We start from the raw sequence: 12,854 nt of genomic DNA, 5'->3' as shown, positions 1-12,854 counted from the left end.
GGACTATCACCTTTTTTATTGTCTATCATTGCCAGCCAAGAGTATCTTAACGTTGCTGACAGTATTTTAAAGAGAGCAATGCCATGAACCAGCAAGCCAATAGCCCCGTTGTAACCAATCTTAAATTAAAGCGTAAATCTAAGTTACTTGAAGTGAGCTTTGAAAGCGGTGAAGTGTTTAATATCAGCTGCGAAATGCTACGTGTTCACTCCCCTTCAGCTGAAGTGCAGCGCCACGGCAATCCAATTTTGGTCACCCACAAGAAAAACGTCAATATCACTGCCATTGAGCCTGTAGGCAATTATGCAGTAAAAATCATTTTTGATGATGGTCATGATACCGGCTTGTTTTCGTGGAAGATTTTATTTGAACTGGGTAATCAACAAGTGGAAATCTGGGAACGGTATTTAGCACGACTTCGTGCCGAAAAAGGTTCACGTGAACCCTTGATTGATATGAATATCAAATACTCTTAGTTTGGTATTTCCAAACTTGGTTTGGGCATTTTTAGTCATCAAAAAGTAATGGCTATCCGCTCAAAATCCCAATTCCAAGACACAAAAATGCCAGCTTAATCGCTGGCATTTTTTATATCGATTGTTACTTTTTAAAGATTACACTGCAGCTTGAAAAATCACGCTGTCAGCTTTCTTAGTGTAAGAATCAATTTGATCAAAGTTCAAGTAACGGTAAGTATCAGCTGCAGTTGCATCTAACTCTTTCGCGTATTCTTGGTACTCAGCAGGAGACGGTAAACGGCCTAACAATGCCGCTACTGCTGCTAACTCAGCTGAAGCTAAGTACACATTTGCACCTGTACCTAAACGGTTAGGGAAGTTACGCGTTGACGTTGAAACAACGGTCGCACCTTCAGCAACACGTGCTTGGTTACCCATACACAGTGAACAACCTGGGATTTCAATACGCGCACCAACACGGCCAAAGATCGCGTAGTAACCTTCTTCAGTTAACTGGTCTTTATCCATCTTAGTTGGCGGTGCAATCCATAAGCGAGTCGGCAAGGTCGTGGCAAACTTCTCTAGCATTTTACCGGTTGCGCGGAAATGACCAATGTTAGTCATACAAGAACCAACGAACACTTCGTCAATTTTTGTTTCTGCAACTGATGATAGTAATACCGCATCATCTGGATCGTTTGGCGCACAAAGAATTGGCTCTTTGATATCGTTCAAATCGATTTCAATAATTTCAGCATATTCAGCATCTGCATCTGCTTCCATTAGCTCTGGGTTTGCTAACCACTCTTGCATCGCTGTAATACGACGCTCGATGGTACGGCGGTCACCATAACCTTCAGAAATCATCCACTTCAACATCACGATGTTAGAGTTTAGGTATTCAATGATTGGCTCTTTATCTAGCTTAATCGTACAACCTGCAGCACTTCGTTCTGCTGATGCATCAGATAATTCGAATGCTTGTTCAACTTTAAGTTGCTCAAGACCTTCAATTTCTAATACGCGGCCAGAGAAAGCGTTAATTTTGCCTTTCTTCTCTACCGTTAACAGACCCATTTCAATGGCTTTAAGCGGGATAGAATGAACTAGGTCACGTAAGGTGATACCTGGTTGCATTTCACCTTTAAAGCGCACCAAAATTGATTCAGGCATATCAAGAGGCATAACACCTGTTGCAGCAGCAAATGCTACTAGGCCAGAACCGGCTGGGAATGAAATACCGATTGGGAAACGGGTATGTGAATCACCACCAGTACCAACGGTATCAGGTAGTAACATACGATTTAACCAAGAGTGAATAACCCCGTCACCTGGACGCAGTGCAACACCGCCACGATTCATGATGAAATCAGGTAAGGTGTGGTGAGTGTTCACATCGATAGGTTTAGGATAAGCCGCAGTGTGGCAGAAAGACTGCATGGTTAAATCGGCGCTAAAGCCTAAACATGCTAAATCTTTCAGTTCGTCACGGGTCATTGGGCCTGTGGTGTCTTGTGAACCAACTGAAGTCATTTTAGGTTCGCAGTATTGACCTGGGCGAATACCTTTAACACCACAAGCTTTACCAACCATTTTTTGTGCCAGCGTAAAGCCTTTATTGGTTGCAACCACATCTTGTGGGCGAACAAACACTTCAGAAGCCGCAAGGCCTAATGTTTCACGGGCACGGTCAGTTAACCCGCGGCCAATGATCAATGGAATACGGCCACCAGCACGTACTTCATCAAGCAGTACCTCGGTTTTTAGCTCGAACGTAGAGATAACTTCATCGCTACCGTTACGCTTAACGACGCCTTCGTATGGATAGATGTCGATAACATCGCCCATGTTCATCTTGTCGACGTTAAGCTCGATTGGTAGCGCGCCTGCATCTTCCATGGTGTTGAAAAAGATAGGGGCAATTTTACCACCTAAGCAGAAACCACCAGCACGCTTGTTTGGCGCATAAGGGATATCATCGCCCATGAACCATAGTACTGAGTTAGTCGCTGATTTACGTGAAGAACCGGTACCAACAACATCACCCACATAAACAAGCGGGTAACCTTTGCCTTTAAGGGCTTCGATTTCTTTAACTGGACCAACAGTGCCAGCAACATCAGGTACAATACCGTCACGGGCATTTTTCAGCATCGCTAAAGCATGTAATGGGATGTCTGGACGAGACCATGCATCAGGAGCCGGAGACAAGTCATCTGTGTTTGTCTCGCCTGATACTTTAAATACGGTCAAGGTGATCTTTTCAGCTAATTTAGGACGGTTTAAGAACCATTCTGCTTCGGCCCAAGACTCAACAACTTGCTTAGCAAAAGCATTACCTTTTTGCATTTTTTCTACCACGTCGTGGTAGGCATCAAACATCAACAAGGTGTTTGATAACGCAGTAACCGCGATTGGCGCAAGTGCATCATTATCTAATTGAGCGATAAGCGGTTCAATGTTGTAACCGCCCTGCATGGTACCTAATAGCTCGGTAGCACGCTCAGCTGAAAGGATGGGTGACGATACAGTGCCTTGAGCCACTGCATCTAAGAATGCTGCTTTTACGTAGGCAGCTTCATCAACACCTGGGGGAATACGATTCTCTAATAAGTCAAGAATCACGGCCTCTTCACCAGCAGGCGGCGTCTCAACTAACTTCACTAATTCAGCCACTTGTTGTGCATCTAATGGCTTAGGGACAACACCCTCTGCAGCACGTTCTGCGACGTGTTTACGATATGCTTCTAGCACGGCAACATTCCTCTTTGTTATTGCGCCTAACAGCGAAACTGAACGTCATTCAATATAGAGAATGACCATTCCACAGGTTCGGGCTTGAAATCCGACCCGTAGTATACTACAGGTTTGCAAAAGTATGAATTAGATCACACTCTATCGGAGGCGAAATCTATCTGAATTTTGAGTTCGATGGCTAATTTACAGCTCACTTTAAACAAATAAAATTAGACGATAGTTTAAAACATTATAAAAAATGATTTAATTCAATATATTAAATAATACATACAATTTAAACTTAACCGAGTCTACTTCAGCAAATTGTCGCTATTTTTTTGCAATTATTTTGACTGTTAGGCATAGTTATTTGGCTAATATTAATCACTTGCACCCACCAACATACTTATTCAACCCTATTGCTTAGATATTCAAAACAGTAAACAGGACTATTATGACATTGATAAAAATTAACGCGGTTATTTTTGATATGGATGGGGTCATTATTGATACCGAGCCCGCTTGGCAACGAGTCGAGGTGGCAGTATTAAGTCAATTGGGTGTGCCTATCACTCTTGCTGATGCCGAAAAAACCACCGGCATGAGAATTGATCTTCTGGTCCACTATTGGTATCAAAAATACCCTTGGCCTGAGTATGATAATCAAGCGGTTTCCCAACAAATTATTGATGGGGTTATTCACTTTATTGAAACTGAAGGCAAGCCGATGAAGGGGGTAGTGGCAGCATTACAAGCTTGTCAGCAGCAAGGGCTAAAAATTGGCTTAGCTACCTCATCGTCCAGTGACTTAATTGCTGCAGTAATGAATAAACTGGCTATTAGGGATTATTTTGAGGCCATAGCCTCTGCCGAAAAGCTGCAATATGGCAAACCCCACCCTGAGGTTTATTTAAATTGTGCCACGGCCTTAGGCGTTGAGCCCGCAACGTGCTTAGCTATTGAAGACTCATTTAATGGCCTGATCGCAGCAAGAGCGGCAAGCATGCAAACGGTGGCAATCCCTGCGACTGAATTCGCCGGTCAGTCTCGCTGGCAAGTGGCTCACCACCAGCTAGCACATTTAGATCAGCTTAAATCATTGATTGAAAATATCTAGTAGTAGTGTCTTGCTAACATCTGCCATAAAAAAAGCTGCCTTATCTAAAGATACGGCAGCTTTTTATATTCAAACTGAACAATTAAAAGTTTTTACCTAAAAATAAGTAAAACGATTGCTCGCCAGTATCTGTCAAACCAAAGCCAAGTGCGGCAGGACCCCAGCTGGTATCAGTGCCTAAATATAAGCTACCTGCATAGATAAGGTCATCAAAGTCCACTGCATCACGATTAGTCCACACATTACCCGCTTCAAAGCTAGTACCTATGTATAACGGCACATCACTGAGTAACACATCTCGGCCTAAATCATATTGATAAATCAAGGCGCCAAAGGCTTTATGGGCACCTGCCAATGCGCCTTTATGAAAACCTGACAGATTTAAAAAGCCACCGAGCTCTGCAACATGTAAAGTAAAATCACGGTCCACATCAACGGTGGCTAAAGCGACTTTACCTACAATGGCATGGTTACCTAGCTTAAGCGCCCCTTTCCAATCCGCTTCAAACTGCCAAGATAGTTCATCAGAGTCATTAATAACCGCGCCTTTATAATCTTCATTTCTTACCGAGGCCGTAAACGTTAACCGCTGCCCTTCTGTAGGGAAACTAATGCTATTTAAGGTGTCAAAACTAAAGGAAAAATAGCCGCCATAAGAGCCATATTCAAGATCTTGGGCAGAAACGGCTTTATTACTTAAATCACCTATTTCACCCACTGCGCCAATCTCAATTAATCCAGCGTGGGAATAGTTATAACCCACTCCAAATGCCAATTGATTTAGGGTGTTTTTAAGCTCAAAGACTCGGTTGTTATCATCATAATAATCCCAGTTTTTGATCTCAAATTCGTATTTAGAACGAATGTAGAAGTCTTGGTCTCTGTCTAATGGCTGATAAAATTCTGAGCTAACTCGCTTGTCGTAACCTAACTGAACTTCGTTACGCCACTCACCGCCATTATCAGTCAGCTCACCCATGGTATAAGCCAGACTAAGGGTAATGGCTGAATCTAAGGTAAAGTCATCTTCCCAGTTAAAACCGGCGTCAAAATAATTTGGTCCCCAGGATTTGGCATGGGTGGTCACTGTTAATATGCGTCCAGCTTCTGTGTCTTCAAACTCGGCATCAACACGCTGAAACTTATTAAGGGAATAAAGCCGTTTTATGCCCTCGTCTAAGGCTTCTTTGGTGATCACTGTGCCTTTTTTAAGAGCTAACTCTTCATCTAACAGACTTTCACTCACTCTAGATTGATTATCAAATACAATCTTAATCACTGGGCGGTTAACTTGATTAACTAGTAGTAATTTGGCGCGTTGTTTATTGTCTTGATAGGCCTGATATTCTTCAGCGCTGACACTTAAATGTGTCAACATTGGCAGCGCTGCTTCGCCCGCCACTGTGCCGGCAGCTAATGCGTCAGGCATGATATCAAAGTCAGTGGTGCTCATGTCATCAATCGCAGGACGGATCAGCACATCATCATCGGTTAATAATGTTTTTTGATGCTCTGTGGTGGCTTTGGTCAAAATGGTTGAAAGCTGCTCCAACACCGCAATCGTGCCATTAAGTTGCTCTTTGCTGGCCAATGGTGAGCCAATATCAATGGCAATGACCACATCTGCGCCCATGGCTTTAATGACATCGACAGGCATGTTATTTGAGATGCCACCATCAACCAGTAGCTTGCCGTCTATTTCAGCCGGTTGTAATGCCCCGGGTACCGTTGCAGAGGCTTGCATGGCTTTAACGATACTGCCTTGAGCTAATACCACTGCATGACTAGTAACTAGATCAGTTGCCACAGCGCGATAAGGAATAGCTAGATCATCAAAATCGCCAAATTGCTCTACCACATCAGTTGATGAACGTAATAGTTGCGACATGGTTTGGCCAAGTAATAAGCCACTGGGGACGGCTAAGCCGCCATCTTTATAACCTACGTTAATGGGGATATTAAATTTGTCGCGGTGTTGTTTATCGCGGTAAGTAAGTACTTCTCGAGGAATGGTATCTGAGTAGCCATCAGCCCAAGGGGAGTTAAGCATAATGTGTTCGATTTCTGCGGCGCTATAACCTAAGGCATACATGCCGCCGACGTAGGAGCCGATACTGGTACCAGTAATATAATCAACCGGAATGCGATGCTGCTCTAACACCTTAAGCACCCCAATATGCGCCGCGCCTTTTGCGCCGCCACCACTTAATACTAATCCCACTGACTGGCGTTCTTTAGCCATTAAGTTGTGTGAAAATAAACTGAGTAGTAACAGCAGTGCAATCTTACGGCCCATATAAAGCATCCTATCTTTAATCATGATCTACCGCGTCATTCTAACAGAGAAAACTCACATGAATAAAACCTTTATAACTTACTGTTAACCATGCGAACTTCGCTTTATTACAGCTTTTTCCCAATCCCGATAAACTTATCCAGCTCAGCCTTTGGCATAGGTTTGGCAAAGAAATACCCTTGGATGATATAACAACCTCGGCTAAAAACTTGCTCCATTTGTGCGTGAGACTCTATCCCTTCTGCGACCACCTGTAATTTTAGGTTTCTTGCCAGTTCAATAATACTGCTCACAATGGCTTGATCAGCTTCATTAGTAGCAATATCAATTAAGAAGGAGCGATCGATTTTTAAGGTATTCACCTCAAAGCTTCTTAAATACGCCAGTGATGAATAACCGGTGCCAAAATCATCGATGGCCACCTCAATACCAAGCTGCTTAAGCTGGGTTAAATGCGATCTTGCCACCTGCAGCTCTTTCATCAACACCCCTTCGGTAATTTCCATAGCAAGGCACTTTGCCGGCATACCAGTATCGGCTAAGGTCGCTTTTAAATTCTCAATAAAATCAACTTGTCTAAACTGCACTGCAGACACATTGACTGACAGCTGAAAAGGCTGGTCGTAAAGGGCATGCCATCTTGCACCATCGATACAGGCGTGGCGCAGCACCCAGCGATCTATATCAATAATTAATCCACAAGATTCAGCCACCTTGATAAAGATATCTGGCCGAATAAAGCCCTCGATAGGGTGACGCCAGCGGAGCAGCGCTTCCATCCCTACAAATTTATCACCTTGGAGTATGTCTACCTGAGGTTGGTAATAAAGCTCAAAGTCGTTATTTTCGATGGCGCTACGTAAGTCAGCTTCAATTTTCAAATGATATTGCGCTTCAGCATTGCGCTCAGCAGAGTAATATTGAAAGTTACCTCGGCCTTCTTCTTTGGCGTGATACATGGCTAAATCAGCATTTTTAATTAAGGTTTCAGAATCTTGGCTATCTTCAGGCCACATGCTGATACCAATACTGGTTGAAACAAAAAACTCACGGCCAAATAATTTAAACGGCGTAGCAAACCTTTGTAAAATTTGCTCAGCAATCAAATTTATCTGATCAATAGAATCAGCATTTCGAACCAATATGACAAACTCATCACCACCAAAACGGCAAACCAGATGATCATCACCAACACTATTTTTTAAGCGTTTAGCCGCTTCAACGAGTAAAGCATCCCCCATGCTATGACCATAAGAGTCATTGACGTGCTTAAAGCGATCTAAATCCAAAAACAATAATGCTAACTTTTCATTAGTGTGGCTAGCTTGCTCAATAATCTGTTGTAACTGACGAGTAAACATCGCTCGATTAGCAAGGCCTGTAAGCACGTCATTATTGGCTAAGTGCCGTAAATTAGACTCGTATTGTTTTCGCTGGGTAATATCTGAAAACACCACCACATAGTGCTGTGAGATATCGCGCTTATCAGACATTTTAGAGATATTAGCCCAAACAGGAAAATGTTCATTATTCCCCCGTTTAAAGCTTAACTCGCCATTCCATGAGCGGCTATTTTGCAATAAATAATCGATATTTTTGGAGCCATGATCCACATACAATAATGACTCAAACCCCCTTCCATCAAGTGCTTCATGCTTGCTGGTAAAGATAGTTGCAGCTGCGGTATTTAGTAATTTCACCCGCTTGCGACTATCAAGAATTAACATGCCTTCTGAGGTGTTTTCAAATGCCTTGGCAAACAAATCAATTTCATTTTGAAGCTCACGTTGCTCAGACACCTCAGTATAAATACCGGCAACTTGCTCTAATTGCCCTGTAGTCTGATTGCGGGTAACTGCGCGGCCTCTGATGCGCAGCCAACCAATAGCCTCTTCACCACGGTGATACCTAAATTCTACATCAATGGTTTCTTTATCGCCCTTTAACAAAGCTCGCCATTGCTGCTGGAGGTTATCTTTATCGGCGGCAACAATCGGTATATCAGGCACGAGATAAGATAACTTTCTTCTCTCACCCAACAGACCCGATTTATTATCAAATTGGATTTGGTTAGTGCTAGCTTGCCACTCCCATAAATCTGAATCGCTACCGCGCAGTGATTGACGTAATTTGTCTTCACTTTCCCTTAATGCCTGATTAATACCAATAACACGGTTTATTTGTTTTTTACGAAGCCATAAAGAGGTAAATACCCCAAAAAGAATGGCAAAAAGCACTAAGGCTTTAAACCACTGTGACGCCCACCAAAATTGTTCAACCTTAAAACTAAATTGAAACGGACTGCTTGCCCACACCCCATGCTGTTTATGCAATAGCTCTAGGGTATATTCACCCGCTTTTAAGTCAGCAATATTAATCTGAGTTTGGCCTTGCAGATAAATATACTGGCTATCTAAGCTATTATGCTCATGAAGCAAACGGTACTTTAAGCTGATTGGCGTTTCATTCACGTAGTCGAAAGTGGTTATTTGAAAACTGATTAAGTTAGCCCCAGGGCGCACTAAGTTAAAGGATTCAGGTATCAAGTGATACTCTGTATTGTCCTCATAGTAAATCGCAATGGACTCAAGGGCGATATCATCATTACTTACTCGAGGTGCAAGCTTATCAATATCAACTAACATCGCCCCATTAGGGCCGCCAATATATAAGCCTGCATTAGGGTCATAATAAGCTGCTGACTCATTAAACTCATTACCAATAAATCCATCGCTAGTAAAAAATACATCAATGGCTTTTGTCTGTTTATTTTGTCTAATGACCGAAGAGCTGCAGCCAACCAAATGATCTTTTTCAGTTTGCTCGATAAAGTAAATCGTCGGGCAATCAACATGCCAATAGTCACTCATGGATGAAATCTCATGGGTTTGGGTGTCAAAAACAATGACCCCATTTTGGCGAGTCCCTAACCACAGGGTTGTATTATCAACTTGGTGGATATTAGTAATCATAATATCCTTGTGGTTAATGCCTAACGCTGCGTTTAATGAAGTGACATTATTATTGCTATCTATATAGCCAAATAGACCTGCGCCACCGATCCACAGACGATCATGATTTTCACGGAAAAAACTTCGAATGTTCACTGAGTGGGATAGAAGAATATGCTCTGTCGGTGACACAGTGACGATATTGTCTAACCCTGGCTGCCAATAATAAACATCATTATCTGCTCCCCACCAAACCCTGCCGCTAAACAGTGGGTCTGCATAGGAGTTAAATAACAATTTACCTTTTAGCGAGTCACTTGATGCAGCAAAATGGCTAAAATCAACTTGCTGATCAGTTTGTTTATTAATGACAAACAGTCCACTGGTTGTTGTTACCACAATATGCTGATTATCAAGCTCATTAACGCCGTAAATTGAATCTCTCGCTTCAAAGCCTGCAGGGATAAGATATTTTGAAGTCTTGGTTAATTTATCAACAATGGTCAAGCCACCATCACCGCCGAGCCAAACTTTATCTTGCTCGGCATAAATACTCCAAATCATGTCATCTTCAATTTGATAAGTTGATGAACGAGTGAAACTTTCCAATAAAAATTCAGGAGCTATTGCCAGTAACGCTAAACCTTCGCCTGCGCCGCCAAGCCAAATTAAACCATCGTCATCAACAGCCATATCGTCGATATAATCAACGTCAGCATCATTTTTTAATTCCTCTTTATATGAAATTGCCTTCGATGATTGCTTATCCCATGAAAATAGCCCACTTCTGGTATAAAGCCACAAATGACCACGACTACCTTCAACCGCGCCACGAATATCAAAAGGAAGCGCAGTGGTAGCAGTCATCCGATAGCTTTGAAGGGTTAGCTCATATAAGCCTTTGTTACTTAAGATCCAAATACGCTGTTCAGCATCTACAAATAGCTTTTTAATCAACATATTATCTATAGGTCGCTTAACTTGTTTTATCAATTCGCCCCAGGCATTTTTTATCACAACTTCATAGGCGGATGAGTAAATATAGCGGCCATCACTTAGCTGATTAACACTATTCCATTGCAATGTCTTATCCAATTCTTGGGCTGTTAGCGCTGAGATTGACAATGAATTCACATCAAACTCAAGCACCTGACCTAAACGGGTAAGCAGAATTAAGTTACCATTATCTAGACGTGTTTCGTCAACAATAGAATCATCACTAGTTATGAGGCCGGCAATAATGTCATCTGAAAAACGATTGAGTTTAATATCGTAGAGGTAAAGCGATGTGCCAGAAGCGACTAGAAGGCGCTGAGAAGTCACCTTAGCGATAAGATGAATGTTTTCTGCAGCTAATGCATTATCACTATCAGGTTGATCAATGCGGCGGGTAACAGTATCGCTAACACGAAATACTCCCTGCTCAGTTGCCAGCCAAACATAGCCATAATCATCAAATGCAATGTCATTGATAGTGTAATTAACCAGGCCATCTTTGATATTAAATAAACGTTGGACAAGATCGTCAGCCACGCTTGGAAAGCTGCAACTAAGGGTAAGAACGACCAAGGTGAGAAACGATTTAATTCCTTTTATCATTATGACTGGGTTACTCTTTTATTGATTTTATTATGCTAAGCGCTTCTATGTGAACCTATATGGCTTTATGCCTGCAACAACAAAAACAATTAAATTTAATACAATATTTGAATATATCACCTAAAAGTAAATTTAGAGCAAAAAAAAGCACCTCGAAAGGTGCTTTGATACAAATTGCTACAAATAGCTACATGTTACTTTTTCTTTTTTGCCTTCGGGTTTGGCAAATCAGTAATTGAACCTTCATAAACTTCAGCCGCAAGACCTACAGATTCATGTAACGTTGGGTGAGCATGGATGGTTAAGGCTAAATCTTCAGCATCACAACCCATTTCAATTGCTAGGCCGATTTCGCCAAGTAATTCACCGCCATTAACACCAACGATAGCACCACCGATAACGCGATGAGTTTCTTTATCGAAGATGAGCTTGGTCATACCGTCACTTGCATCAGAAGCAATTGCGCGGCCACTTGCAGCCCATGGGAATGATGCAGTTTCATAGGCTACGCCCTGCTCTTTGGCTTCTTTCTCAGTAAGACCAACCCACGCGACTTCAGGGTCTGTGTATGCAATTGAAGGAATAACTTTAGGGTCAAAGAAGTGCTTAAGACCAGAAATAACTTCAGCAGCAACATGACCTTCATGCACACCTTTGTGCGCAAGCATTGGTTGGCCAACGATATCACCGATAGCGAAGATATTAGGTACGTTAGTACGCATTTGCTTATCAACATTGATAAAGCCACGCTCATCTACATTTACGCCAGCTTTTTCAGCGTCTAGGCCTTTTCCGTTTGGTGTACGACCAATAGCAACTAATACTGCGTCGTAACGAACTGGCTCAGATGGGGCTTTCTTACCTTCCATAGAAACATAAATGCCGTCTTCTTTCGCTTCAACTGCAGTTACTTTGGTTTCTAAGATTAAGTTAAACTTCTTCTTAATCTTTTTAGTATAAATTCGAACGATATCTTTATCAGCAGCAGGAATAACTTGGTCGAACATTTCAACTACGTCAATTTGGCTACCTAAAGACGAGTAAACCGTACCCATTTCTAGGCCGATAATACCGCCGCCCATCACTAATAACTTTTCAGGAACTTCTTTCAGTTCTAAAGCATCAGTTGAATCCCAAATACGTGGGTCTTCATGTGGGATAAATGGCAGTTTAATTGGACGAGAACCCGCTGCAATAATGGCATTGTCAAAGTTAACCACTGTTACAGTGCCATCTTCAGCTGTCACTTCCATTGTATTTGGGCTAGTGAATTTACCTAAACCATTTACCACATCAACTTTACGCATTTTAGACATTCCGCCTAAACCGCCAGTCAGTTGACCTACTACTTTTTCTTTAAAGCCGCGTAACTTGTCTAAATCAATTTTAGGCTCACCAAAAACAACACCGTGATCGGCAACGGCTTTAGCTTCTTCAATGACTTTAGAGACGTGTAAAAGTGCTTTTGATGGGATACAACCCACGTTCAAACATACACCACCAAGGGTGCTAAAACGTTCTACAATCACAGTCTCTAGACCTAAATCTGCAGCGCGGAAAGCTGCTGAATAACCTGCTGGGCCGGCACCTAGTACTACTACCTGAGTTTTGATTTCGTTACTCATGTTTTCCTCTATTTTATCTATCGTTGGCGGAAAAACCGTCCAAACTGCAAAATGTGGTCAAATCTTGTAAGG

Annotated in this window: 6 protein-coding genes; 2 read left to right on the top strand and 4 right to left on the bottom strand. The window is 42.2% G+C overall.

Features of this window, described 5'->3' with window-relative positions:
- The first annotated feature begins 83 nt into the window (after window positions 1–83).
- Window positions 84–476: a gamma-butyrobetaine hydroxylase-like domain-containing protein gene (locus AB4160_RS09325; RefSeq protein WP_076538497.1), complete on the top strand. Its 393-nt coding sequence runs from the start codon at window positions 84–86 to the stop codon at window positions 474–476.
- A 138-nt stretch (window positions 477–614) separates the two neighbouring features.
- Here AB4160_RS09325 and acnB read toward each other — a convergent pair whose 3' ends face one another.
- On the bottom strand, window positions 615–3,212 hold the full coding sequence (gene acnB, locus AB4160_RS09320) for a bifunctional aconitate hydratase 2/2-methylisocitrate dehydratase (protein ID WP_102475445.1): 2,598 nt from the start codon (window positions 3,210–3,212) through the stop codon (window positions 615–617).
- Window positions 3,213–3,648: 436 nt separating this feature from the next.
- On the opposite strand from acnB, the gene hxpB reads away from it, so the two are divergent.
- On the top strand, window positions 3,649–4,311 hold the full coding sequence (hxpB, locus tag AB4160_RS09315) for a hexitol phosphatase HxpB (RefSeq protein ID WP_372004328.1): 663 nt from the start codon (window positions 3,649–3,651) through the stop codon (window positions 4,309–4,311).
- An 82-nt stretch (window positions 4,312–4,393) separates the two neighbouring features.
- Here the strand turns inward: hxpB and AB4160_RS09310 are convergent, their stop codons facing one another.
- From AB4160_RS09310 to lpdA, 3 genes are all read right to left on the bottom strand, one after another.
- A complete protein-coding gene (locus AB4160_RS09310) occupies window positions 4,394–6,607 on the bottom strand; it encodes a patatin-like phospholipase family protein (protein ID WP_102440027.1) in 2,214 nt (737 codons plus the stop codon).
- 107 nt (window positions 6,608–6,714) lie between these two features.
- Entirely contained in the window at window positions 6,715–11,157 is a 4,443-nt protein-coding gene (locus AB4160_RS09305) for an EAL domain-containing protein (protein WP_372004326.1), read from the bottom strand.
- A 194-nt stretch (window positions 11,158–11,351) separates the two neighbouring features.
- Complete coding sequence (gene lpdA / locus AB4160_RS09300; protein ID WP_102440029.1) at window positions 11,352–12,782, bottom strand: dihydrolipoyl dehydrogenase; 1,431 nt, start codon at window positions 12,780–12,782, stop codon at window positions 11,352–11,354.
- Between the last annotated feature and the right edge of the window lie 72 nt (window positions 12,783–12,854).

Origin of the sequence: Shewanella sp. 10N.286.51.B8 (genome assembly GCF_041469325.1) — a bacterium.
Classification (GTDB): domain Bacteria; phylum Pseudomonadota; class Gammaproteobacteria; order Enterobacterales; family Shewanellaceae; genus Shewanella.
The sequence above is the reverse complement of the archived record's forward strand: the minus strand, read 5'-3'. Positions and strand labels throughout refer to the sequence as shown.